Genomic DNA, 24,611 nt, shown 5'->3' on the forward strand with positions numbered 1-24,611 from the left:
TAAATAAGAGAACACTATCGATGAAAAATAATACGGCTCCGATAAGTAATGAATTAATAGATCCGAAAAAATGGCATGGTGAGGATACCATTTGGGTATTGGGGTTATTTGGCACAGCAATCGGTGCCGGGGTGCTTTTCTTACCCATTAATGCTGGGATAGGCGGCTTTTGGCCACTGCTTATTGTATTTGCACTAGCTTTTCCCATTACCTATTTAGCACACCGTGGACTGGCTCGCTTTATTTACTCATCCACTACACCCGAAAGTACTATAACTGATGTCATTGGTGAGCATTTTGGCTTACGGGCTGGTAAGATTTTTACCATTATCTATTTTTTCGCCATTTATACCATTCTGATTATGTATGCGGTGGCGATAACCAATACCGCGCAGAGTTTTATAACCCATCAGTTAGGTCTGTCGGAACCGCCTCGAGCGCTGGTCTCCCTGGTGTTAATACTTGGGCTGATGTTTATTGTTCGCCTCGGACAGCGGCTGATTATGCGAGTGATGAGTGCTCTGGTATATCCCTTTATCGCTTCGCTGATTTTTATGGCGCTCTTTCTTATTCCGCACTGGAACGGTGCAATTTTTGACAGTGTGGACCTAAGTTCCACAACCACCGGGCAAGGTGTTCTACTGACGTTATGGATGACTTTCCCGGTACTGGTCATGTCGTTTAACCACTATCCGATTATTTCACCCATGGTGGTTCGCCAGAAACAACTTTATGGTGTTGCCGCCGCCGATGCTAAATGCGGACAGATCCAGCGTCGTGGGATTTTGCTGATGGTGGGTGTGGTACTGTTTTTTGTTCTAAGCTGCGTTTTAAGCCTGTCGCCACAGCAACTGGCTGAAGCAAAAGTGCAAAACCTGTCGATTCTTTCTTATCTCGCCAACCATTTTGATACCCCGGTTATTGCCTGGCTGTCGCCGATAATCGCCTTCGTAGCGATTACCAAATCATTTTTAGGCCACTATATCGGTGCTTATGAATCCCTGCGTGACATGATTATCGAAGCCGCAGCAAGCAGAGATAAGAAGCCGGGAATCAAAACGGTTAATGCTGCAATCTTCGTTTTCATGATTCTGACCTGCTGGTTTGCCGCTTATAAAAATCCCAGCATCCTTGGCATTATCGAGAGCATCAGCGGCCCTACCGGTGCGGCAATCCTGCTACTGCTGCCGATGTACGCCATTCACAAATTGCCGGTACTCGCTCCCTACAGAGGCAAAATCAGCAATGTCTTTGTCACCGTTATCGGCCTGATTACCGTCTCGGCCATTTTTTATGGAATGGCCCGCTAACCACACGTTAACCGAGAGATATTTATATGAGTCAGCATCTGGAAATAAACGGCCAACGGTTTGTCGATTCACTCTTTGAGTTGGGCCAGCATGGCGCGCTGGAAGGTGGGGGCGTATGCCGGTTGGCGGCGACGCCGGAAGATAAAGCAGGAAGAGATTTTGTTGTCGATAAAATGCAGGCGCTGGGATTAAGCGTGAAAATTGATGCAATTGGTAACGTCACCGGTATTTACGCCGGGCAGCAGGAGTTGCCGATGGTAATGATGGGCTCACACATCGACACCGTGGGAACCGGAGGATTATACGATGGCAATTATGGCGTAATGGCCGGGCTTGAGGTCATCACGACGCTGAAGGAGGCGGGTATCCGCCCGCTGCGACCGCTTGCCGTCACTTTTTTTACCAATGAAGAAGGGGTTCGCTTTCAGCCAGACATGATGGGAAGCGTGGTCTTCGCCGGCGAATATCCGCTGGAAACTGCTTTGGCAGCGAAAGACCTGGACGGTATTACGCTTGATGAGTCCCTGATCGCGATAGGCTATAAGGGCGACCTTGCGCCGGGCGATATGGTGGTTGATAGCTATATTGAGCTGCATATTGAACAAGGGCCGATTCTGGATAAAGAAGGAACGGATATCGGCGTCGTCACCGGCGTTCAGGGAATTTCATGGCATGAATTTACGCTGACGGGTGTTTCCAACCACGCAGGAACTACGCCGATGGCAATGCGCCATGATGCCGGACTTGCTGCTGCGAAGATTGCCGTGTTTGCCCGAGAACTGGCACAGAAGTTTGCGGGGGACCAAGTGTCTACCGTTGGGCATATGACCTTCAAACCCAACCTTATCAATGTTATCCCCAATCACGTGGTGATGTCAGTGGACTTACGCAATACCGATAATGAGGAATTAAAGCGTGCGGAAAGGCAACTGCTGAGTTTTGTTGAAAAAACGGCGCAAGAAGAGGGCATAAGTATTACCACGCGCTCTTTGGTGCGATTTAATCCGGTCATTTTTGCTGATGAAATCGTTGATGCTGTTGAAAAAGAGGCGCAGATGCAGGGGCTAAGCCACCGTCGATTGCCGAGCGGAGCAGGGCACGACGCGCAGTTTATGGCTTCTGTCTGCCCGGCTGGGATGATCTTTGTGCCATGCGTTGGCGGCATCAGTCATAACGTTAAAGAACATACCGAATCTCATGATCTTATCGCCGGAGCAAATGTGCTGTTACAGGTGGTGCTCAAACGTGCCGAAAGATCCCTTTGAAAGGAGCTAAAAATGAATCAGGAACAGTTAAAACAGCAGCTTATTGCATGGCGTCATCACTTGCATGCACATCCGGAAAGCGCTTTTGAAGAGTTCAAAACGTCGGCGTTTATCGCTGAAAAGCTTGAACAAATGGGTATTGAAGTACACAGAGATATCGGTCAAACCGGGTTGGTCGGCATTTTAAAATGCGGCGATGGCGACGGTGTTATCGCTATCAGGGCCGATATTGATTCCATTCAGCTTACCGAGCAGGGCGATGTATCCTACCGTTCACTCAGATCTGAAAGAATGCATGGCTGCGGTCACGATGGTCATACCTGTATCGCGCTGGGGGCGGCGCAGCTATTGCTGCAACGGAAAAACTTTAACGGCACAGTGTGTTTTGTCTTCCAGCCTGCGGAAGAACCGGGCTACGGTGCCAGAGCGATGATAGATGATGGGCTTCTGGAAAAATTTGGTATTCAGGAAATTTACGGTCTGCACAATATGCCGGGGATGAAAGCCGGGACCATTGCGACACGCGTCGGTGGAATCATGGCCAGTGAAGACAATTTTGTTATTCGCATTAAAGGGCAGGGTTCGCATGCCGCGCGTCCGCATATGAGCAAAGACCCGCTGGTTATCGCTGCAGAAATTATTCTTGCGCTACAAACCATTGTCTCCCGGAATATGGATCCCAACGTTCCGGCAGTAGTTTCTTGTACCGAACTGCATACCGACGGCATTCGTAACGCAATACCAACTCATGTTGAAATTAAAGGCGATACCCGTAGCTATTCTCCACAGGTGCAGAAACTACTGGAGGAGCGGATGCGTACTATTAGCGAGGCAATTTGTGCTATGCACGGTGCGCAATGTGAGTTTTCTTATACCCATGAATTTGCGCCGACGGTTAACTGGCAGTCCTGCGTGGACGTGGCGGTTAATGCAGCCAGAGGGGTAGTAGGGGAAAAAAATGTCGATGGTAATGTACAGCAAATGATGATTTCTGAAGATTTTGGCGCTTTTTTGCAGGCGATACCCGGGTGCTTTGTCTTTTTAGGCAATGGCGATGAGTCAGATGCTAAAGGAAATATTCCGTTGCATAACGCCTGTTACGATTTTAATGATGAGATTTTACTAACCGGTGCGGAATATTTTGCCGAAGTTATCCGAACCCGTTTGCCGCAATAAACCGCAATTAATAACAAATACGAGACTGATGACAAACCTGCTTTAGCTATGGTGTTCGCATTTCTGCCGGGTGGCGGCTAACGCCTTACCCGGCCTACAAAAACCATAATGTCATCAGGTTATGAGTTTTCCGTCGGCCCGTGCAAGCGAAGCGCCGCCTGGCAATTCCAGAAAAGCTCACTTTGTCAGTAATCTGATACGTCCGCAGTTGCGGATGTATTTTCCTTTTTGAACTTAACTGGCTTTTTTAATCGGCGGCAGGTCAAACGCCTTGCGCAGCGCGCGCACGAACGCTTTATCGTGACAAATGGTTTTCCCCGGACTGTCGGAAAGTTTCGCCACCGGCTTACCGTTGCACTCCACTAACTTGATAACGATATTCAGCGGCTTAACCTGCGGAATATCGCAGGTCAGACGGGTACCGATACCAAAGCTCAGATTCACCCGCGATGAGAAGTGGCGATATAAGTCGACCGCTTTCGTCTGGTCGAGATTATCGGAAAACACCAACACTTTACTTAGCGGGTCAATGCCCAGTTTTTGGTAGTGGGCAATTGCTTTCTCGCCCCATTCAACCGGATCTCCGGAATCATGGCGTAGTCCCTGATAGCGGGTCGCAAATTCCGGGCCGAAATCACGCAGGAAAGCATCCATTGTAATGCAGTCGGTCAGGGCGATACCCAACTGGTCAGGATACTCTTCCAGCCAGGCGGCGAGAGCGGCGCGTTGGCTACTGGCAAGATTTGGGCTGATTTGCTGATGCGCCTGGAACCATTCATGCGCCTGGGTTCCCATCGGCGTCAGGTCCAGACGACGCGCCAGATCGTAGTTGCTGGTGCCGACAAACCATGTCTCCTGCTGCAAGCGCTTAACAATGGCCTGCTGCACTTCGCGCGAAAATCGGCGGCGGGTACCGAAATCCATCAGGCGGAAGCCGGACATATCAATATCCGCGGTGAAATGGTTGAAATCGATAAGCTTTTGCTCGAGGGTTTCCAGCGCTAAATCAACGCTAATTTCAGGTGAACGATAATGATGGACCAGCTCGCTTATCACCGCCAGCAGCGGAACTTCCCACATGATAACTTCACGCCATGGGCCTGAGAGGCGAATATTGAGCTTACCGTTATCATTAGTGACGGAAACCTGGCGCGGGTCATAGCGGAAGTCGCGCAGCCAGTCGAGGTAGTCTTGCGAAAAGAAGGGCAGGCTCGACAACCAGTGATATTCATCGTCCTGTAACTTCAGGCCGCGCATCGTCTCAACCTGTTCGCGAATCGCATCGGCATAGATGCCGAGCAAATCGTCCCCACGGCAGCGGAACTCTGCCGCGACCTGTACATCATTGTAGCGGTGGAAGACAGCCTGCTGCATGTGCAGCTTGTAGGCATCCGTATCAAGCAGCGAGTGCAGTACAGGAGAAGTGAATTGGGTCATGGTGCGCAGTAGCATCCTCTCACTGGAGCGTTTCCATCAAAACCAAAGCGGTAAAAGGAGCCGAAGTATACCTGTAATACCCGACTCTGTCCCGCGGCGACGGCTGATGACGACGCTGACGGTCATTTGCGAGGCCTAGTTTAATATATTGAACACGCATCACACCACAAGCTTTGCGCCTGGTCGAGTGCATTTCGTGCCTCTCATGTTATCAAAATGTAGCAATTTTCATGTTTGGCATTGAAAAGATGAAGATTCTGCATAGCGAGATTTGCGCAACAGGAATAGACTGAGTCGACACTTTACAGGACACGCTAAAGGTTTTTTTATGACACAACAGCCCCAAGCCAAATACCGCCACGACTACCGTGCGCCGGATTATCTGATTAGCGATATTGATTTGACCTTTGACCTGGATGCCGCGAAAACCGTTGTTACGGCTGAGAGCAAGGTCTCCCGCCACGCGGCTACGTCTGATGTGCCATTGCGTCTGGATGGCGAAGACCTGACGTTGGTCTCTCTGCTGGTTGATGGCCAACCGTGGAGCGACTACAAGGAAGAAAATAACCAGCTGGTAATTTGCGGGTTGCCGGAACATTTCACCCTGACCATCGTCAACGAAATTAGCCCGGCGGCCAATACCGCGCTGGAAGGGCTGTATCAGTCGGGTGAAGCGCTGTGTACCCAGTGCGAAGCGGAAGGTTTCCGCCATATTACCTGGTATCTGGACCGCCCGGACGTTCTGGCGCGCTTCACCACCAAAATCATCGCCGATAAAACAAAATATCCGTTCCTGCTCTCTAACGGTAACCGCGTGGCTCAGGGCGAGCTGGAAAACGGTCGCCACTGGATTCAGTGGCAGGATCCGTTCCCGAAACCGTGCTACCTGTTTGCGCTGGTGGCTGGTGATTTCGATGTCCTGCGCGATACCTTCAAAACCCGCTCCGGGCGCGAAGTGGCGCTGGAACTGTACGTTGACCGCGGCAACCTTGACCGCGCCCCGTGGGCGATGACCTCGCTGCAAAACTCCATGAAGTGGGACGAAACGCGCTTTGGTCTCGAGTATGACCTCGACATCTATATGATTGTCGCCGTCGACTTCTTTAACATGGGGGCGATGGAGAACAAAGGGCTTAACGTCTTTAACTCCAAATACGTGCTGGCGCGTACCGATACCGCGACCGATAAAGACTATCTGGATATCGAACGCGTTATTGGCCATGAATATTTCCATAACTGGACCGGCAACCGCGTGACCTGCCGCGACTGGTTCCAGCTCAGCCTGAAAGAAGGCCTGACCGTTTTCCGCGATCAGGAGTTCAGCTCTGACCTTGGCTCGCGAGCGGTTAACCGCATCAATAATGTGCGCACCATGCGCGGTATGCAGTTCGCTGAAGACGCCAGCCCGATGGCGCATCCGATCCGCCCGGATATGGTTATCGAAATGAACAACTTCTACACCCTGACGGTGTATGAGAAGGGTGCGGAAGTGATTCGTATGCTGCACACTCTGCTGGGTGAAGAGAATTTCCAGAAAGGGATGCAGCTGTACTTTGAACGCCACGACGGCAGCGCCGCCACCTGCGACGATTTTGTTCAGGCGATGGAGGATGCTTCCAATGTTGACCTGTCCCACTTCCGCCGCTGGTATAGCCAGTCCGGTACGCCGATTGTCGCCGTTCATGACGATTACAACCCGGAAACGGAACAGTACACGCTGACCATCAGCCAGCGCACGCCGCCGACGTCTGAACAGGCAGAGAAGCTGCCGCTGCACATTCCGTTCGACATTGAACTTTATGATAACGAAGGAAAAGTGATTCCGTTGCAGAAAGGCGGTCATCCGGTACATCACGTGCTGAATGTGACCCAGGCGGAGCAGACCTTTGTTTTCGATAACGTTTACTTCCAGCCGGTACCCGCGCTGCTTTGTGAATTCTCTGCGCCAGTGAAACTGGAGTACAAGTGGAGCGATCAGCAGCTCACTTTCCTGATGCGCCACGCGCGTAACGATTTCTCCCGTTGGGATGCGGCACAGAGCCTGTTGGCGACTTATATCAAGCTCAACGTTAACCGCCATCAGCAGGGACAACCGCTGTCGTTGCCTGTCCACGTTGCCGATGCATTCCGGGCAATTCTGCTGGATGAGAAGATCGATCCGGCGCTGGCGGCAGAGATTTTGACCCTGCCTTCAGCCAACGAAATCGCCGAGCTGTTCGCGACTATTGACCCGATCGCTATCTCGGCGGTGCGCGAGGCGCTCACCCGTACGTTGGCGAAAGAGCTGGCAGACGAGTTCCTGGTGATTTACAACGCCAATAAGCTCGACAGCTATCGCGTTGAACATGCCGATATCGGCAAGCGCGCTCTGCGTAATACCTGTCTGCGTTATCTGGCGTTTGGCGATGCGGAGCTGGCGGATAAGCTGGTTACCGCGCAGTATCATCATGCCGACAACATGACCGATGCGCTGGCAGCGCTGTCGGCGGCAGTCGCGGCTCAGCTGCCGTGCCGCGATGCCCTGATGCAGGAGTATGACGACAAATGGCACCAGGACGGCCTGGTGATGGACAAATGGTTTATCCTGCAGTCCACCAGCCCGGCGGATAACGTGCTGGAGACGGTACGTAGCTTGCTGAATCATCGTTCATTTAGTCTGAGCAACCCGAACCGCATCCGTTCGCTGATTGGTGCTTTTGCCGGCAGCAACCCGGCGGCATTCCACGCTGAAGACGGTAGCGGCTATCAGTTCCTGGTTGAGATGCTGACTGAACTGAACAGCCGCAATCCGCAGGTTGCCTCACGTCTGATTGAGCCGTTGATTCGCCTGAAACGCTATGATGAGAAGCGTCAGGCGCTGATGCGCGCGGCGCTGGAGCAGTTGAAAGGCCTGGAGAATCTTTCCGGGGATCTGTTCGAGAAAATCAGCAAAGCGCTGGCGTAACGCCAGCGCGAGTCCAAACCTGTAGCCCCGCGAAGCACAGTGCGAGCGGGGAAACGTCGCAGTCGTTAACCGTGACTCACTAAGCGCGGCGAGGATTCACTCTTGCCGCGCTGCATCACCCGATTCAATACTTCCGCTTCCAGTTCGGCCAGCTTCGCTGAGCCTGTGCGTCTGGGCCGAGGAATATCTACCAGCAGATCCAGGCCAATTTTCCCTTCTTCAATTAGCAAAACGCGATCGGCCATGGCCACCGCCTCGCTGACGTCATGGGTCACCAGCAGGACGGTAAATCCATGCTCCTGCCACAGCGAAACGATCAGATCCTGCATTTCCAGGCGAGTTAACGCGTCCAGCGCACCCAGCGGCTCATCAAGCAGTAATAATCCAGGGCGATGAATTAACGCACGGGCCAGCGCCACACGCTGTTTCTGCCCGCCGGAAAGCGCCGCAGGCCATTCACTGGCGCGATCCTCCAGACCGACGCTCGCCAGCGCCTTAAGCGCAGCCTCACGCCACTGGCCTTTCAGCCCGAGGCCAACATTGTCGATAACCGTTTTCCACGGCAGCAGGCGCGAATCCTGGAACATCATGCGGGTATCGTCCTGAATCTGCGCCAGTGGCGTTGAGCCTGCCAGCAGCTGACCGCCATTGGGCTTTTCCAGCCCGGCCAGCAACCGCAGCAGGGTACTCTTACCACCACCGCTGCGCCCAACCACCGCGACGAATTGCCCGGTGGGAATATGAAGATCGAGTTCATTCAGGATCGTGTTGCTACCATAACGCTTGCTCACGCCGTTAAGCAGCAGCGGGATCCCCGGATTAAGACGCGCAGTCGTCATGCGTTAGCCTCCTGAAGGTGATAAGCCGGATTCCAGCGCAGCCAGACGCGTTCCAGAAGCTGGGCGCTGAAGTCGGCCAGTTTGCCGAGAATGGCATAAAGAATAATGGCAACCACCACGACATCGGTTTGCAGAAACTCTCGGGCGTTCATCGCCAGGTAGCCGATACCGGCGTTAGCAGAGATAGTTTCGGCAACAATCAGCGTTAACCACATCAGGCCAAGCGCAAAGCGAATGCCGACCATAATAGAGGGGAGTGCGCCGGGGAGGATCACATGACGGAACAGAGCAACGCCGGATAAACCGTAGCTACGGGCCATCTCGACCAGTCCTCTGTCGATGTTGCGGATCCCGTGCCAGGTATTGATATAAATTGGGAACATCGTCCCCAGCGCCACGAGGAAGATTTTGGCGCTCTCATCGATACCGAACCACAAGATAACCAGCGGGATCAGCGCAAGATGCGGCACATTACGCAGCATCTGAATGGAGGTATCCAGCAGGCGTTCACCCCAGCGCGACAGGCCGCTGATTAATCCCAGAACCAGGCCAATGGATCCACCGATGCTGAAACCAATCAATGCTCGCCATGAGCTTATCGCCAGATGTTGCCAAAGTTCACCGCTGGCGGAGAGCGTCCAGAAAGCCTTCAGTACCCCTTCCGGCGACGGCAAAATGCGGGTGGATAGCCAGCCCATCGAAGAGGCGAATTGCCAGATAATCACGCTGCCCACCGGCAGAAGCCAGGGGGCCACGCGTATCAGGAATTTTTGCGAAAGGGTCGCCATGATGTGTTCCTTTTATTTCCGTGTGAGCGTCAACGTTAGCCTTTAAACATGCTCTACCCGTTGCAAGCTTTTCAGCGCCGGAGCCCGGCTACTGGGGCGATGAAGTGCCTGCCAGAAGGTTTCCAACGCCAGGTCGAGTCGACCTTGCAGGTTTGGGGTAAATTGCGGTTTATGTTGATAATCTGTCACCTGACTATCATCAGCAAAGACGCCATGAAGGATCTCCTGGGCTTTCAACGCATTGAGTACCGGTTTTAAGGCGTAATCGACCGCCAGCATATGCGCGATAGTCCCGCCAGTAGCCAGCGGCAGAACGATTTTGCCTTCCAGCGCACGCTCTGGCAGCAGGTCGAGTAGCGTCTTCAACGCGCCGGAAAAAGAGGCTTTATAAACCGGGGTGGCGATAATCAGCCCGTCCGCACCAGCAAGCTGTTCATTCAGCGCATGCAGAGCGGGGTTATCAAAGCGTGCGTAGAGCAGGTCTTCCGGGGCAAAATTTTGCAGATGCCAGTGGCAGACTTCGATATCCGCAGCGGAGAGTGTCTCTCTGGCGTATTCCAGAAGCGCGCTGGAGCGGGAAGGGTAACGCGGGCTACCCGCAAGTGTTATGACTCGCATACTCTCTCCTTATAACTAAATATTTTCATTTATCTATAATTGATAACATTTAGCTGCAGTGTGACAGAGCGCTTTTATTTCCCTAAATGATTTATCCAGCGTTGAATTGTCAGAAAGTGCATAAAGAGGGAGATAAAAGTAAACGTTTGCGTCTGAGATGCGATTTTTTGTCGCAGGTCAATTCCCTTTCCGGGGTGGATCGCACATAATACGCCCCCGGTTTGCACACCGGGAATCCAGGAGAGTTCATGTACTACCCCTTCGTTCGTAAAGCCCTTTTTCAGCTCGATCCTGAGCGCGCTCATGAAGTAACCTTTCAACAACTACGCCGTGTTTCAGGCACACCGCTGGAAATGTTGGTTCGCCAGAAGGTACCGACAAAGCCGGTAACCTGCATGGGGCTCACATTTAAGAATCCGCTGGGTCTGGCCGCCGGGCTGGATAAAAATGGCGAGTGCATTGATGCGCTCGGCGCAATGGGTTTTGGCTCAATTGAAATTGGTACCGTGACGCCGCGTCCGCAGCCGGGCAACGATAAGCCGAGGATCTTCCGTCTGGTCGATGCCGAAGGTTTGATCAACCGAATGGGCTTTAATAACCACGGCGTTGATAACCTGGTTGAGAACGTGAAAAAGGCCCATTTTGACGGGATCCTGGGGATTAACATTGGTAAAAATAAAGATACCCCAGTTGAACAAGGCAAAGATGATTATCTGATTTGTATGGATAAAATCTATGCCTACGCCGGATATATCGCCATTAATATCTCTTCGCCGAATACCCCTGGCCTGCGTACTTTGCAATACGGTGATGCGCTGGATGATTTACTTTCCGGTATTAAAAATAAGCAACGCGAACTGCAAGAGAAGCACCAGAAATATGTCCCCGTGGCGGTGAAGATCGCGCCGGATCTTTCTGTTGAGGAATTGATCCAGGTTGCCGATAGTCTGGTTCGGCATAATATTGATGGGGTGATTGCGACTAATACCACGTTGGATCGGTCGCTGGTTCAGGGCATGAAAAATTGCGACGAAACTGGCGGGCTTAGCGGTCGTCCTTTACAGCTGAAGAGTACAGAAATTATCCGTATGCTTTCAGCGGAATTACAGGGCCGCCTGCCCATTATCGGAGTTGGTGGTATTGACTCGGTGATTGCAGCGCGTGAAAAGATTGCTGCGGGCGCTACATTGGTGCAGATTTATTCCGGATTTATTTTTAAAGGTCCGCCACTGATTAAAGAAATTGTTACCCATATCTAATCTTTTCCCTTCTTATATCCTACCAGGGCTTTATTTATAGCCCTGGTTGTTTTATATTCCTTCATTGTTGCTTATTTAGACATTTTAGTCTTTTCTTAATTTTGGAAATATTCTGTAGCAGTTTACCTGTTAATTACAGATGGAAGTGATAGAGGACGGGGGAAGAAATGCGGATTAAACCTGACGATAATTGGCGTTGGTATTACGATGAAGAGCACGATCGTATGATGCTCGATTTGGCTAATGGCATGTTATTTCGTTCACGTTTCGCACGCCGAATGCTGACCCCCGACGCCTTTGCTCCGTCCGGATTTTGCGTCGATGATGCCGCGCTTTATTTTTCATTTGAAGAAAAATGCCGCGACCTTGAATTATCAAAAGAGCAGCGCGCTGAATTAGTATTGAATGCGCTGGTCGCTATTCGCTTTCTCAAGCCGCAGATGCCGAAAAGCTGGCATTTCACTACCCATGAAGAGTGCTGGCAGCCCGGCGGCGGCGATGCTGCCAGCGCCTGGCTTAGCGATACCGGGCAGCAGGTGAATCTGTTGGTGGTTGAAGCTGGTGAAAACGCGGCATTATGTCTTTTAGCGCAGCCCGGCCTGACGCTTGCCGGGCGGGTTATGCAGCTTGGCGACGTGATTAAAATCATGAATGACCGGTTGCAGCCAGCGCCGGGTGCAGCCAGCTACAGCCTGGGCCAGGCAGTTTAAGGCGCTAGCCGTAGTGCGGTTTTTGGCACGCAACTGCAGCACAGAATGGTGCCATCTGTACCAATCGCATTTTTCTTCAGCGCACTAACTTCTCCTTCTTCCAGTCGGATGCGGCAGCTGCCGCAAATGCCCGCCCGGCAGGAATAAGGAACGCGGATCCCCTGTTGCTCCAACTGCTCCAGCAAAATTTGCTGATTGTTGCCGGTAAAACTTAACCCTTGCCACTCAATCTCTACCGTTGCGTCCTGTTGAGCATCGGGCATCCGCGTATCGTCGCTATCGCCGGCGCCGTAGGCTTTTGCCGGTCCTCGGGCCAGTACTTCCAATTCATCACCTACGCGGATCACGCCGCTATTACGGGCGATTATATTCTGACCGAAATCGACATCACCGTTATCCAGCGCAGTGCGAAAACCTTGCAGTGTGGTTAAGGGTTCACCAGAAGGGTGCTTTTGTCCGCGTTCCGGGCTGACGGTCGTAAACACGCAGCGGCTGCACGGTTTTGCCACATCAAAAACAACCTCGCCGATACGTACGACTTTCCAGGTATCTTCCTCCCAGGCCGTCGCGCCAGTGACCAGCATATTCGGGCGAAATTGTTCTATGCTTACGCTGGCTGGGCAGCGATTTTGTAAATCGCGCAGGGAGGCTTCATTCGCTAAAAGGTAGGGAAAACCATCGGCGAAGGAGAGGGGAACGGCATCATGGCGTTTCACCCGACGGCTGAGTTGTGGCCCCAGCCAGCGAAGCTGAACGCTACGATTAAAGAAGCCGCTTAACCACTGGTTAACTGACGCCGGCGCAACCAGGGCAGTAAAATGGTTGCCCCAGACTTCAGTTGGTTCTTGCTGCGGGGCGAAATCGCTGAAGAGCACCATCGCGCTGCTGCCGTCCGGGGCCGTCAGATGGAGGCCATCGTGGAGCGGAGCGGGGATAAACTTAACCATTTGTGGAAACTGACGAGCGGTAATGAAGGTGCCATCGGTTTCCGTCACCATAAATATACGATCGAAGGCCAGACCACTGATGCCTGCGTAGGCGTGACTCACGCCAATTCCCCGCATCGATTTAACGGGATGAATAAAAAGTCGCGAAAGCGTTACCATACGCTGCCCCTGGGTTCAAAAATAAGCCTTTAACTTTATGACATAGGGCACATATTGGCTATAATGCGCACCAATTTTCTTTTAGTAAAAGTGACGATATGAATTCTCTGTTTGCCAGTACGGCTCGTGGGCTTGAAGAGCTGTTAAAAACTGAACTGGAAGGGCTTGGCGCGGTGGACTGCCAGGTAGTCCAGGGCGGGGTCCATTTTCAGGGAGATACGCGCCTGCTGTATCAAAGCCTGATGTGGAGTCGGCTGGCTTCGCGGATCATGCTGCCGCTGGGTCAGTGCAGCGTGTATAGCGATCTGGACCTTTACCTCGGCGTACAGGCCATTCCATGGACGGAGATTTTCACCCCAGACGCCACTTTCGCCGTGCACTTTAGCGGGCTTAACGAAGAGATTCGTAACAGTCAGTACGGCGCATTGAAGGTCAAAGATGCCATTGTTGATAGCTTTACGCGTAAGAATCTGCCGCGTCCTAATGTCGATCGTGAAAGCCCCGATCTGCGCATCAACGTCTGGCTGAATAAAGAAACCGCACATATTTCTTTAGATCTTAGCGGCGAGGGTTTGCATCTGCGCGGCTACCGCGATGGCACCGGTATGGCGCCGATCAAAGAGAGCCTGGCTGCGGCTATCGTGATGCGTTCAGGTTGGGCTCCGGGGACACCGCTGCTTGATCCGATGTGCGGCTCCGGCACGCTGCTGATTGAAGCTGCTATGCTGGCAACCGACCGTGCGCCGGGTTTACACCGCGGTCATTGGGGCTTTGGCGGCTGGGCGCAGCACGATGATGCTATCTGGAAAGAGGTGAAAGCCGAAGCGCAAACCCGCGCCCGTCAGGGTCTGGCGGCGTATGAATCCCGTTTCTACGGTTCTGACATTGATGCGCGGGTGATTGAACGTGCGCGCAGCAACGCCCGTCGTGCTGGCATTGGCGAACTGGTGACGTTCGAGGTTAAAGATGTTGCCAAACTGGACAATCCGCTGCCGAAAGGGCCTTACGGTACGGTTATCAGTAACCCGCCATACGGCGAGCGTCTGGAGAGCGAACCGGCGCTGATTGCTCTGCATAGCCTGCTGGGCCGGATCATGAAAAATCAGTTCGGCGGTTGGAACCTCTCTTTGTTCAGCGCCTCGCCTGATCTGCTCAGCTGTTTGCAATTACGCGCTGATAAGCAGTTCAAAGCCAAAAACGGCCCGCTAGACTGTGTGCAGAAGAACTATCATCTCGCCGAAAGCGAGGGCGGAAAAACCGCGACGCTGGCGGAAGATTTCGCCAACCGTCTGCGTAAGAACCTGAAAAAATATGAGAAGTGGGCACGTCAGGAAGGTATCGAGTGCTATCGCCTTTATGATGCCGACCTCCCGGAATATAACGTAGCCATTGACCGCTACGGCGAGTGGGTGGTGGTGCAGGAGTATGCTCCGCCGAAAACCGTGGACGCACACAAAGCGCGTCAGCGTCTGTTTGATATTATCGCCGCCACGATTGCCGTGCTGGGGATTGCACCGAATAAGCTGGTGCTAAAAACCCGTGAACGGCAGAAAGGGAAAAACCAGTATCAGAAAATGGCTGAGAAGGGTGATTTCCTTGAAGTGCAGGAGTATAACGCGCGTCTGTGGGTCAATCTGACCGACTACCTGGATACTGGCCTGTTCCTTGACCACCGCATTGCTCGTCGCATGCTGGGTGAGATGAGCAAAGGCAAGGACTTCCTCAATCTTTTCGCCTACACCGGCAGCGCGAGCGTACATGCAGGCCTCGGCGGCGCGCGCTCTACCACGACGGTCGATATGTCGCGCACTTATCTCGAATGGGCGGAGCGCAACCTGCGCCTCAACGGCTTAACCGGTCGCGCGCATCGTTTGATGCAGGCCGATGTACTGGGCTGGCTACGTGAGAGCACCGAACAGTTTGATCTGATCTTCATTGATCCGCCGACCTTCTCTAACTCTAAGCGCATGGAAGACGCGTTTGACGTACAGCGCGACCATCTGCGTCTGATGACCGATCTAAAACGTCTTCTGCGTAAAGGCGGCACGATTATGTTCTCGAACAACAAACGCGGTTTCCGTATGGATCATGACGGGTTAGCGCAACTGGGCCTGAAGGCGCAGGAGATTACGCAAAAAACGCAATCTCAAGATTTTGCCCGCAACCGTCAGATTCACAACTGCTGGCTGATCACCTCAGCCTGAAAGGAATAAAGAATGTCATTAATTAGTATGCACGGCGCCTGGCTTTCATTCAGCGATGCGCCGCTGCTGGATAATGCTGAACTGCATATCGAAGATAACGAACGCGTGTGCCTGGTAGGGCGTAACGGTGCGGGTAAATCGACTCTGATGAAGATCCTCAACCGTGAACAGGGTCTTGATGACGGGCGCATTATTTATGAGCTGGATCTGGTTGTCGCGCGTCTGCAGCAGGATCCGCCGCGTAACATTACCGGAACCGTTTACGACTTCGTTGCGGAAGGGATTGCCGAACAGGCGGCCTACCTCAAAGGCTATCATGATGCTTCACAACTGGTGATGACCGACCCGAGCGACAAGAACTTAAACGAACTGGCACGCTTTCAGGAGCAGCTTGATAATTTAGGGCTCTGGCAGCTGGATAGCCGTATTAATGAAGTGCTTGAGCAGCTCAATCTGGATCCTAACGCCGAGCTCTCCTCGCTCTCCGGTGGCTGGCTGCGTAAGGCGGCCCTGGGGCGCGCACTGGTCAGCGGGCCGCGCGTGCTGCTGCTGGATGAACCGACTAACCACCTCGATATCGAAACTATCGACTGGCTGGAAGGTTTCCTGAAGATGTTCAAAGGCACCATTATTTTTATCTCGCACGACCGTTCCTTTATTCGCAATATGGCGACGCGGATTGTCGATCTCGATCGCGGTAAGCTGGTGACCTATCCAGGCAATTACGATCAATATTTGTTAGATAAAGAAGAAGCGCTGCGCGTTGAAGACCTACAGAATGCTGAATTCGACCGCAAGCTGGCGCAGGAAGAAGTCTGGATCCGTCAGGGGATTAAAGCCCGTCGTACCCGTAATGAAGGGCGCGTGCGCGCATTGAAAGCGATGCGCCGCGAACGCGGTGAGCGTCGTGAAGTGATGGGTAGTGCGAAGATGCAGGTCGAAGAGGCCGCGCGTTCGGGCAAAATTGTCTTCGAAATGGAGAACGTTAACTACCAGGTTGATGGCAAGGTGCTGGTGAAGGATTTTACCGCCCAGATCCAGCGCGGTGATAAGATTGCGCTGATTGGTCCGAACGGCTGTGGTAAAACCACGCTGTTGAAACTGATGCTCGGCCAGCTGAAGGCAGATAGCGGGCGTATCCACGTGGGTACCAAGCTGGAAGTTGCCTATTTCGACCAACACCGTGCAGAGCTTGACCCGGACAAAACGGTGATGGACAACCTGGCGGAAGGCAAACAGGAAGTGATGGTAAACGGCAAACCGCGCCATGTACTGGGCTACCTGCAGGACTTTATGTTCCATCCAAAACGCGCCATGACGCCAGTGCGTGCACTGTCCGGCGGTGAGCGTAACCGTCTGCTGCTGGCGCGCCTGTTCCTCAAGCCCAGTAACCTGTTGATCCTCGATGAACCGACAAACGATCTGGATGTCGAAACCCTGGAACTGTTGGAAGAGTTAGTCGACGGCTATCAGGGCACCGTGATGCTGGTCAGCCACGACCGTCAGTTTGTTGATAACACCGTAACCGAGTGCTGGATCTTTGAAGGGGAAGGGAGAATTGGTCAATATGTTGGCGGTTATCACGATGCCCGAGGTCAGCAATCTCAGTATCTGGCACAAAAGCAGTCAGTTGCCAAAAAAACGGTAGAAGTTGCTCAACCGAAAGCAGAAAGTGTCAAACGCGCGGCCAGCAAACTAAGCTATAACCTGCAGCGCGAACTGGAACAACTGCCGCAGAAACTGGAAGAGCTTGAGGCCCAATTGCAGACTCTGCAGGAGCAGGTTGCCGATCCTTCTTTCTTTGGTCAGTCGCATGATCATACGCAGCAGGTGCTGGCGCAGATGAGCGAAGCGGAGCAGGCGCTGGAAACTGCCTTCGAACGCTGGGAATATCTTGAAGGATTAAAAAACGGCGCATAAGCTGAGGAGTTTTCATGTGCGATCATCATCATGCTGCGCGGCATATTCTGTGCCGACAATGTGATCTGCTGGTGGCTTTGCCGCAGCTGGAGCATCGCCAGAAAGCTGCGTGTCCGCGCTGCGGAACGACATTGACGACTTCGTGGGACGCGCCTCGGCAGCGTCCCACTGCCTATGCGCTGGTCGCATTGTTTATGCTGCTGCTGGCAAACCTGTTTCCTTTCATCTACATGAAGGTCGGTGGCATCAGTAGCGAAATTGAGCTGCTGGAAATCCCTAATGTTCTTTTTACCGAGGATTACGCCAGCCTTGGCACCTTCTTTTTACTCTTTGTGCAACTGGTGCCGGCTTTCTGCCTTATCACCATCCTGCTGCTGGTAAACCGTGTACGCATTCCTTCCGGCCTAAAAGCATTTCTGGCACGGATCCTGTTTCACCTCAAAACCTGGGGAATGGCGGAAATCTTCCTCGCCGGAGTCCTGGTCAGCTTTGTTAAGCTGATGGCCTACGGTGATATTGGTATCGGTTTAAGCTTTATTCCCTGGTGTATGTTTTGCGTATTGCAGCTACGCACATTCCAGTGCGTGGACCGCCGTTGGCTGTGGGACGACATTGCGCCAATGCCGTTGATTAAACAGCCATTGAAAGTCGGTGTTTCCGGCCTTCGCCAGGGACTGCGTTCATGCTCATGCTGTACGGCAGTTTTACCCGTTGACGAAGCCGTATGCCCGCGCTGTCATACCAAAGGAACCGCTCGACGTAAAAACAGTCTGCAATGGACGCTGGCGCTGCTGATGACGTCGATAATCCTCTATATGCCAGCCAATATTCTGCCGATCATGATTACCGATCTGCTGGGCGATAAAATGCCCTCCACCATTATGGCGGGGGTGATCCTGCTGTGGAGCGAGGGATCATATCCGGTGGCGATGGTGATATTTATCGCCAGCATTATGGTGCCAACGTTAAAAATGATCGCTATTGGCTGGCTGTGCTGGAATGCCAGCGGCAAAGGATCGCGTGACTCTGAGCGCATGCACCTGATTTATGAAGTTGTCGAATTCGTCGGCCGCTGGTCGATGATCGATGTTTTTGTCATCGCAGTCCTCTCAGCTCTGGTGCGCATCGGCGGATTGATGAATATCTATCCGGCGATCGGAGCGGTGATGTTTGCGCTGGTCGTTGTTATGACAATGTTCTCGGCCATGACGTTTGACCCTCGTTTGTTGTGGGACCGTGAGCCAGATCCAAGCCATGAGGAAAGACTGCAGCATGGAAAATAAGAGCGGAGAAGCGAAAGTGCAAAAGGTGAAGAACTGGTCACCGGTGTGGATCTTCCCAATAGTCACGGCGCTTATCGGCGCATGGATTCTATTTTATCACTATAGCCATCAGGGGCCGGAGGTGACGTTAATCACCACCAATGCTGAAGGTATTGAAGGGGGTAAAACCCGAATTAAAAGCCGTAGCGTTGATGTTGGCGTGATAGAAAGCGCAACGCTGACTGATGACCTGACTCACGTAGAAATTAAAGCCCGGCTGAATTCAGGCATGGAAAAATTGCTACATAAGGATTCGGTTTTTTGGGTGGTCAAACCGCAGGTCGGGCGTGAAGGAATTAGCGGGCTAGGCACGTTATTATCCGGTGCTTATATCGAATTGCAGCCTGGCTCTAAAGGCTCTGTGCCTGCGCAATATCCGCTGCTGGATTCACCCCCTTTGGCTTCCCCTGACGCTAAAGGCATTCGCATTTTACTGGAAAGCAGTAAAGCGGGTCAGCTTTCTCCTGGCGATCCGGTGCTCTTTCGGGGTTATCGCGTCGGTTCAGTCGAAACCAGCACCTTTGATGCGCAAAAACGCAATATCACCTACCAGCTGTTTATCAGCGCGCCAAACGATCGTCTGGTGACCAACAACGTGCGTTTCTGGAAAGACAGCGGTATCGCGGTGGATCTTACCGCTGCGGGTATGCGTGTTGAAATGGGATCGCTGTCAACTCTGTTTGGCGGCGGCGTCAGCTTTGATATTCCTGAGGGGTTACCGTTAGGAGAGCCGGTAGCGAATAAAACCGAATATCACCTTTTCGACGATCAACGAAGCATTCAGGATTCGGTCTTTACCCAGCATATCGACTACGTGATGTTCTTTAAAGATTCTATCCGCGGCCTGCAGCCTGGCGCACCGGTTGAGTTTCGCGGTATTCGCCTCGGAACCGTAGGTAAAGTGCCGTTCTTTATCCCTGGGCTGAAACAGAATCTAAACGACGATTACCGCATCCCGGTTGAAGTGCGAATTGAACCAGAACGTTTGATCACTCAGTTAGGCGGCGATCCAGACATTCGCAAGCATATCGATGATCTGATGAATCGTGGGCTGCGTGGTTCCCTCAAAACGGGCAATTTGGTAACCGGTGCGCTGTATATCGATCTCGACTTCTATCCGAAAGCGCCTGCGCGCGGCAAGATTCAGGAGTTTGGTGGTTATCCGATCATACCGACTGTGAGCGGTGGCCTGGCGCAGATCCAGCAGCGTCTGATGGATGCCCTGGATAAGATTAACAATCTGCCGATTAATCCTCTGCTGGAGCAGGCAACCAGTACGCTGGCGCAAAGCGAGAAGACCATGCAGCACGTGCAAACGACGCTGGATAGCCTGAATAAGATAACTTCAAGCCAGTCCATGCAGCAGCTGCCGGGCGATATGCAGAGCACATTGCGTGAACTGAATCGTAGTATGCAAGGCTTCCAGCCGGGCTCTGCGGCATACAATAAGATGGTGGCGGATATGCAGCGCCTGGATCAGGTTCTTCGTGAATTGCAACCGGTACTGAAAACGCTCAACGACAAGAGCAATGCGCTGGTATTTGAGGCGAAGGATAAAAAAGATCCGCAGCCAAAGGGAGCGAAATAATGAAAAGATGGCTAATAGCGGCGGCAGTATGCGCGCTGACCGCGTGCAGCAGTGGTGGTGAGAGCAAAACGTACTACCAGCTTCCGGTGGTACAGAGTGGCGCACAAAGCGCCGCTCACCAAAGCAAAAATTTGCTGTGGGTTGAACAAGTCAGCATTCCTGATTATTTGGCGGGTAATGGCGTGGTTTACCAGACCACTGACGTCCAGTATGTGATCGCCAATAACAATCTGTGGGCGAGCCCGCTCGATCAGCAACTGCGTACCACGCTGGTGGCGAATCTTAGCAACCAGCTGCCGGGCTGGGTGGTGGCCTCTCAGCCTTTAGGGAGCGAGCAGGATACGCTAAACGTGTCCGTTAGCGGATTTCACGGTCGTTACGATGGCCGGGTGATCGTTAGCGGTGAGTGGTTGTTGAAGCATCAGGGGCAGCTGATTAAGCGTCCGTTCAACATTGAGCTTAAGCAACAGCAGGATGGTTATGACGCAATGGTTAAAACCCTCGCTCAGGCCTGGACTCAGGAAGCGACTGCAATTGCCAGCGAGTTGAATCGCCTGCCATAAGCAAAATTAATAAAAGTAAAAAGCCGCTGCGGGTAACAAAATCGCAGCGGCTTTTTTATTTGTCTCATCAGCTTGTTAACTTGTGCCGGTTCACATTTTTTGTACAAATGAACTTTCATGTAGCTCACAAATATGACAATGGCGTGAATTTTGCGCATTGACGCTGTCTCTGATTCGCGGTATTCGTTAACCGTGGTTGCGTATTTAGTGACCATTGTTTTCTTTTCCACCAGATCAAAGAATGAGGGAAACGAGGCATGAAGAGACAAAAACGAGATCGCCTGGAACGGGCACATCAACGTGGATATCAAGCCGGTATTACCGGAAGATCGAAAGAAATGTGTCCTTATCAGACCTTGAATCAAAGGTCCTGGTGGCTAGGAGGCTGGCGAGAAGCCATGGAGGACAGGGTGCAAATTGCCTGACTGTCTCTTTAAAAATGAAGCCTCCGCTGTGCGGGGGCTTCGCCTTTTAAAGTGTCACTGTTTTATCAGAACGCAGAGGTGTCCTGGAATAAACCCACTTTCAGATCGGTTGCGGTGTAGATCAGACGATCGTCAACCAGTACTTCACCATCCGCCAGGCCCATAATCAAACGACGGTTTATCACGCGTTTGAAATGAATGCGGTAGGTCACTTTCTTAGCCGTTGGCAGTACCTGGCCGGTGAGTTTAACTTCACCTACGCCTAACGCACGCCCTTTACCCTCGCCGCCTAACCAGCCCAGGTAGAAGCCAACCAGTTGCCACATGGCATCCAGGCCCAGGCAGCCAGGCATAACCGGATCGCCAATGAAGTGGCAACCGAAGAACCACAGGTCAGGGTTAATATCGAGTTCTGCCTCAACATAACCTTTATCGTAGTTACCACCGGTTTCGGTCATCTTGATGACGCGGTCCATCATCAGCATATTTGGCGCTGGTAACTGTGGGCCTTTAGCGCCAAACAGTTCCCCACGGCCAGAGGCAAGAAGATCTTCTTTTGTATAGGATTCGCGTTTATCTACCATGTTTTCAGTAAGCCTTATTTTGAGTTCGGGACGCAGGATAGCTAACACGTGTACGCTGAACAAGTCCGATCAGTTAGAACCTGAACCGCCTAACCAGCGCAGCGGCCACGGAAAGCGATGGCGACCTTCTTGTTGTGTCGCCTGTGCAATCCGCTCCTGGATGGTTTGCCGTAAAGTTTGTCCTTCTCCATCCCACAATAGTTGGGTCAGAAGGGATAATGCTTCAGTGACGTCATCAATGGCCCAGATAAAGAACTGTTCCTCAGCAACGGCTTGTTGTAGCTCCTTTGCCAAACTCAGATGACGGACGTTGGCGGCTGGAATAATGACGCCCTGTTTACCGGTTAAACCACGCTGCTGGCATATAGCAAAGAAACCTTCAATTTTCTCATTGAGTCCACCAACAGGTTGTACACGACCAAACTGATCGACAGAGCCGGTGATAGCAATACTCTGGTTAATGGGAACATTGGCCAGCGAACTGATTAATGCGCACAGTTCAGCCATGGAGGCGCTATCGCCATCCACTTCACTGTAGGATTGCTCAAAGGTTAACGAGGCGGTGAAGGGGAGTTGTTGATCAAGCTCCAGCTCAGCCATCAAAAACGCCTGCATGATCATCATGCCTTTCGCATGGATATTGCCACCCAACTCAGCCTTGCGTTCGACGTCAATAAACTCACCATCGCCAATGTGAACAACGCAGCTAATGCGAGACGGTTCGCCGAATGCGCGCGGATGGCCTGGGAATTCAATAACCGATAGCGCGTTGATTTGGCCGATGCATTCGCCTTCGGTCTCAATGAGGATTTGCTCTTGTAGGATTTCGTCCTGAATCCGCTCCGCGAGATAGCCTTCGCGCCACTCACGACGTTCCAGCATGGTTTGCATCTCTTCGGCGCTAATCTCTTCACCTTCACAGAAGGCCGCCGCCTCCTTAAGCTGGCGCGCAATCCATAGCAAACACAGCGGTAGGGTAGCCTGATCGCCAGTGTAACGTGCACCTTCCTGAATCAACAGCGGCCAGGTTTCGGCAGCTAACCCAGGTAGTTCGAGTTGGTGTGCGTTTTGCCAGACCCACTGACACCATTGTTTCAGGGTGTCGGCATCGACAATTTGTAAATTGTCTTCGTATTCGCTGTAAATAGCCTGGGCAGAAAGCTCGGGTTCCATCTCCTGGAAATCTGCTAGTGATTCCCGCTCGCCAACCAGAATGACTTTCAGGTTGAGTGGCATTGAGGGGATGCTAACCGGAAGAGGGCGGGACTCATCGATTGACAGCCAGTCAAAACGCTGGCGGGTAATCATATTTTTTAGCCGCATCCACAGCAGGGGCTGAGCCAGCAATGCGCGCAGGGAGATGATCAATACACCACCGTTGGCACGATGAACCAGACCTGGTTGCAGGCTAATTTCACCATTAAACTGGCGTACGCAGCCAAAGAGTTGCTCTGCTTCTACCCAGTCGGCTGCTTCAACCGGCGCGATGCTCGCGAAATTATCTTCTGCGGCTTGTGCCGGGATGCTGGTGATGTTTCCACCATCAATCTGATAACGTACGCCATAAAGCGGTTCAGATGGTTGATGTAAAGTACGAGTTTCGTTCGCCAACCATTGCAGATACTCTGGCTCTTCTGGTGCTTTAACCAGCATGAACGGCGAAATGGCTGGAGTCACCAGAAGTTGCTCCAGGGCATAGAATAAGCGGGGTTGCAGTTCGCCAGAGAGAGATGCCTCTGCTTGTGCTAAGTCGGCTTGTGCAAACAGCGCCTGATAACTTTCCGTATCAGGAGCGAGGTCGTTTCGGGTAAGTTTCGTAATGGTCAAAGTCGCTGTTTTTTAGTCAGATGTAAAACGCGCGATTATACATTATGCGGCGTCTGAGCACACGAGTGATTGCGTTGGTCGCAGTGATAACGAATCTACCCACATCACGAAAGATGATTTATTCTCAGCAGATCAAGAAAAAACTGATATCCTGAAAAGAGTTACACGGTCACATTGAGATCGCAATGAAATATCAACAACTGGAAAATCTTGAAAGCGGTTGGAAATGGACATATCTGGTAAAAAAGTGCCGGGAAGGTGAACCGATAACCCGCTACATTGAAGCCAGCGCTGCACAAGCTGCGGTCGATGTCTTACTCACGCTCGAAAATGAACCTGTTCTGGTGAATACCTGGATTGAGCAGCATATGAATCCAGAGTTAGCGAACCGTATGAAGCAGACTATACGCGCACGTCGCAAGCGACATTTTAACGCGGAGCATCAGCATACTCGTAAAAAATCTATCGATCTGGAGTTCATGGTCTGGCAGCGGCTGGCAGGTCTGGCACAAAGGCGGGGTATGACCCTGTCGGAAACGATCGTACAGCTGATTGAGGATGCTGAACATAAAGAAAAATATGCCAGTAAAATGTCCAGTTTGAAGCATGACTTGCAAGTGTTGCTGGGTAAAGAGTAGCCATTAAATTAAGAACTAAAGTGAGTGTTGGTATTCCGCTGGTTTGTTGCTTTAAACATGAATTTAATACAAAAAAAACCCCGCATCA

General features: G+C 52.2%; 20 protein-coding genes. 13 read left to right on the forward strand and 7 right to left on the reverse strand.

Annotation, left to right across the window (positions count from 1 at the left end):
• Positions 1-20 precede the first annotated feature (20 nt).
• From HV127_RS17900 to HV127_RS17910, 3 genes are read left to right on the forward strand one after another with little or no spacing between them, the layout of a single operon-like run.
• A complete protein-coding gene (locus tag HV127_RS17900; RefSeq protein WP_182237651.1) occupies positions 21-1,310 on the forward strand; it encodes an aromatic amino acid transport family protein in 1,290 nt (429 codons plus the stop codon).
• A 26-nt stretch (positions 1,311-1,336) separates the two neighbouring features.
• Positions 1,337-2,575 (forward strand): Zn-dependent hydrolase, encoded by a 1,239-nt coding sequence (locus tag HV127_RS17905; protein WP_182237653.1) that lies wholly within the window; start codon positions 1,337-1,339, stop codon positions 2,573-2,575.
• Positions 2,576-2,587: 12 nt separating this feature from the next.
• Entirely contained in the window at positions 2,588-3,751 is a 1,164-nt protein-coding gene (locus HV127_RS17910) for a M20 aminoacylase family protein (protein WP_182237655.1), read from the forward strand.
• Between the two features lie 234 nt (positions 3,752-3,985).
• Here HV127_RS17910 and pncB read toward each other — a convergent pair whose 3' ends face one another.
• Entirely contained in the window at positions 3,986-5,188 is a 1,203-nt protein-coding gene (gene pncB, locus HV127_RS17915; RefSeq protein ID WP_182237657.1) for a nicotinate phosphoribosyltransferase, read from the reverse strand.
• A gap of 328 nt (positions 5,189-5,516) precedes the next feature.
• On the opposite strand from pncB, the gene pepN reads away from it, so the two are divergent.
• On the forward strand, positions 5,517-8,132 hold the full coding sequence (pepN, locus tag HV127_RS17920; protein ID WP_182237659.1) for an aminopeptidase N: 2,616 nt from the start codon (positions 5,517-5,519) through the stop codon (positions 8,130-8,132).
• 65 nt (positions 8,133-8,197) lie between these two features.
• Here the strand turns inward: pepN and ssuB are convergent, their stop codons facing one another.
• The 3 genes from ssuB to ssuE are packed head-to-tail and all read right to left on the reverse strand — an operon-like array spanning position 8,198 to position 10,377.
• Entirely contained in the window at positions 8,198-8,971 is a 774-nt protein-coding gene (ssuB, locus tag HV127_RS17925) for an aliphatic sulfonates ABC transporter ATP-binding protein (protein ID WP_112214613.1), read from the reverse strand.
• The gene (ssuC, locus tag HV127_RS17930) at positions 8,968-9,759 is read right to left on the reverse strand and encodes an aliphatic sulfonate ABC transporter permease SsuC (RefSeq protein WP_182237662.1); all 792 of its coding nucleotides are present in this window, start codon (positions 9,757-9,759) and stop codon (positions 8,968-8,970) included. Before ssuC ends, ssuB begins: the two co-directional genes overlap by 4 nt.
• 42 nt (positions 9,760-9,801) lie before the next feature.
• Positions 9,802-10,377, reverse strand: a complete 576-nt coding sequence (gene ssuE, locus HV127_RS17935) for an NADPH-dependent FMN reductase (RefSeq protein WP_112214611.1) — start codon at positions 10,375-10,377, stop codon at positions 9,802-9,804.
• Between the two features lie 248 nt (positions 10,378-10,625).
• On the opposite strand from ssuE, the gene pyrD reads away from it, so the two are divergent.
• Both pyrD and zapC read left to right on the forward strand, forming a co-directional pair.
• A complete protein-coding gene (gene pyrD / locus HV127_RS17940) occupies positions 10,626-11,636 on the forward strand; it encodes a quinone-dependent dihydroorotate dehydrogenase (protein WP_182237665.1) in 1,011 nt (336 codons plus the stop codon).
• Between the two features lie 167 nt (positions 11,637-11,803).
• Positions 11,804-12,346: a cell division protein ZapC gene (gene zapC, locus HV127_RS17945; protein ID WP_112214609.1), complete on the forward strand. Its 543-nt coding sequence runs from the start codon at positions 11,804-11,806 to the stop codon at positions 12,344-12,346.
• Here zapC and HV127_RS17950 read toward each other — a convergent pair.
• Positions 12,343-13,452 carry a YcbX family protein gene (locus HV127_RS17950; protein WP_182237667.1) on the reverse strand — a complete coding sequence of 370 codons (1,110 nt, stop codon included), beginning with the start codon at positions 13,450-13,452 and terminating at the stop codon, positions 12,343-12,345. The two genes, zapC and HV127_RS17950, sit on opposite strands and share 4 nt — an antisense overlap.
• A 98-nt stretch (positions 13,453-13,550) precedes the next feature.
• On the opposite strand from HV127_RS17950, the gene rlmKL reads away from it, so the two are divergent.
• From rlmKL to rmf, 6 genes are all read left to right on the forward strand, one after another.
• A complete protein-coding gene (gene rlmKL, locus HV127_RS17955) occupies positions 13,551-15,656 on the forward strand; it encodes a bifunctional 23S rRNA (guanine(2069)-N(7))-methyltransferase RlmK/23S rRNA (guanine(2445)-N(2))-methyltransferase RlmL (protein ID WP_181482804.1) in 2,106 nt (701 codons plus the stop codon).
• A gap of 12 nt (positions 15,657-15,668) precedes the next feature.
• Positions 15,669-17,576, forward strand: a complete 1,908-nt coding sequence (locus HV127_RS17960; protein WP_112214606.1) for an ABC transporter ATP-binding protein — start codon at positions 15,669-15,671, stop codon at positions 17,574-17,576.
• A 14-nt stretch (positions 17,577-17,590) separates the two neighbouring features.
• Positions 17,591-18,859 (forward strand): membrane integrity-associated transporter subunit PqiA, encoded by a 1,269-nt coding sequence (gene pqiA, locus HV127_RS17965; protein ID WP_182237669.1) that lies wholly within the window; start codon positions 17,591-17,593, stop codon positions 18,857-18,859.
• Positions 18,849-20,486 (forward strand): intermembrane transport protein PqiB, encoded by a 1,638-nt coding sequence (pqiB, locus tag HV127_RS17970; protein WP_182237671.1) that lies wholly within the window; start codon positions 18,849-18,851, stop codon positions 20,484-20,486. Before pqiA ends, pqiB begins: the two co-directional genes overlap by 11 nt.
• Entirely contained in the window at positions 20,486-21,049 is a 564-nt protein-coding gene (gene pqiC, locus HV127_RS17975) for a membrane integrity-associated transporter subunit PqiC (protein WP_181482801.1), read from the forward strand. Before pqiB ends, pqiC begins: the two co-directional genes overlap by 1 nt.
• A 257-nt stretch (positions 21,050-21,306) precedes the next feature.
• Complete coding sequence (gene rmf, locus HV127_RS17980; protein WP_110275088.1) at positions 21,307-21,474, forward strand: ribosome modulation factor; 168 nt, start codon at positions 21,307-21,309, stop codon at positions 21,472-21,474.
• Positions 21,475-21,539: 65 nt separating this feature from the next.
• Here rmf and fabA read toward each other — a convergent pair whose 3' ends face one another.
• Positions 21,540-22,058: a bifunctional 3-hydroxydecanoyl-ACP dehydratase/trans-2-decenoyl-ACP isomerase gene (gene fabA, locus HV127_RS17985; protein WP_100685616.1), complete on the reverse strand. Its 519-nt coding sequence runs from the start codon at positions 22,056-22,058 to the stop codon at positions 21,540-21,542.
• Positions 22,059-22,127: 69 nt separating this feature from the next.
• Positions 22,128-23,885: a Lon protease family protein gene (locus tag HV127_RS17990; protein ID WP_182237672.1), complete on the reverse strand. Its 1,758-nt coding sequence runs from the start codon at positions 23,883-23,885 to the stop codon at positions 22,128-22,130.
• A 185-nt stretch (positions 23,886-24,070) separates the two neighbouring features.
• On the opposite strand from HV127_RS17990, the gene matP reads away from it, so the two are divergent.
• Complete coding sequence (matP, locus tag HV127_RS17995; RefSeq protein ID WP_110275084.1) at positions 24,071-24,523, forward strand: macrodomain Ter protein MatP; 453 nt, start codon at positions 24,071-24,073, stop codon at positions 24,521-24,523.
• Positions 24,524-24,611: the final 88 nt, after the last annotated feature.

It is taken from the genome of Klebsiella sp. RHBSTW-00215, assembly GCF_014103785.1.
GTDB lineage: Bacteria > Pseudomonadota > Gammaproteobacteria > Enterobacterales > Enterobacteriaceae > Klebsiella.

Bases quoted from the DNA above. Each gene is read 5' to 3' on its own strand.
- HV127_RS17900 (WP_182237651.1), top strand. From the start codon at position 21: ATGAAAAATAATACGGCTCCGATAAGTAATGAATTAATAGATCCGAAA.
- HV127_RS17905 (WP_182237653.1), top strand. From the start codon at position 1,337: ATGAGTCAGCATCTGGAAATAAACGGCCAACGGTTTGTCGATTCACTC.
- HV127_RS17910 (WP_182237655.1), top strand. From the start codon at position 2,588: ATGAATCAGGAACAGTTAAAACAGCAGCTTATTGCATGGCGTCATCAC.
- pncB (WP_182237657.1), bottom strand. From the start codon at position 5,188: ATGACCCAATTCACTTCTCCTGTACTGCACTCGCTGCTTGATACGGAT.
- pepN (WP_182237659.1), top strand. From the start codon at position 5,517: ATGACACAACAGCCCCAAGCCAAATACCGCCACGACTACCGTGCGCCG.
- ssuB (WP_112214613.1), bottom strand. From the start codon at position 8,971: ATGACGACTGCGCGTCTTAATCCGGGGATCCCGCTGCTGCTTAACGGC.
- ssuC (WP_182237662.1), bottom strand. From the start codon at position 9,759: ATGGCGACCCTTTCGCAAAAATTCCTGATACGCGTGGCCCCCTGGCTT.
- ssuE (WP_112214611.1), bottom strand. From the start codon at position 10,377: ATGCGAGTCATAACACTTGCGGGTAGCCCGCGTTACCCTTCCCGCTCC.
- pyrD (WP_182237665.1), top strand. From the start codon at position 10,626: ATGTACTACCCCTTCGTTCGTAAAGCCCTTTTTCAGCTCGATCCTGAG.
- zapC (WP_112214609.1), top strand. From the start codon at position 11,804: ATGCGGATTAAACCTGACGATAATTGGCGTTGGTATTACGATGAAGAG.
- HV127_RS17950 (WP_182237667.1), bottom strand. From the start codon at position 13,452: ATGGTAACGCTTTCGCGACTTTTTATTCATCCCGTTAAATCGATGCGG.
- rlmKL (WP_181482804.1), top strand. From the start codon at position 13,551: ATGAATTCTCTGTTTGCCAGTACGGCTCGTGGGCTTGAAGAGCTGTTA.
- HV127_RS17960 (WP_112214606.1), top strand. From the start codon at position 15,669: ATGTCATTAATTAGTATGCACGGCGCCTGGCTTTCATTCAGCGATGCG.
- pqiA (WP_182237669.1), top strand. From the start codon at position 17,591: ATGTGCGATCATCATCATGCTGCGCGGCATATTCTGTGCCGACAATGT.
- pqiB (WP_182237671.1), top strand. From the start codon at position 18,849: ATGGAAAATAAGAGCGGAGAAGCGAAAGTGCAAAAGGTGAAGAACTGG.
- pqiC (WP_181482801.1), top strand. From the start codon at position 20,486: ATGAAAAGATGGCTAATAGCGGCGGCAGTATGCGCGCTGACCGCGTGC.
- rmf (WP_110275088.1), top strand. From the start codon at position 21,307: ATGAAGAGACAAAAACGAGATCGCCTGGAACGGGCACATCAACGTGGA.
- fabA (WP_100685616.1), bottom strand. From the start codon at position 22,058: ATGGTAGATAAACGCGAATCCTATACAAAAGAAGATCTTCTTGCCTCT.
- matP (WP_110275084.1), top strand. From the start codon at position 24,071: ATGAAATATCAACAACTGGAAAATCTTGAAAGCGGTTGGAAATGGACA.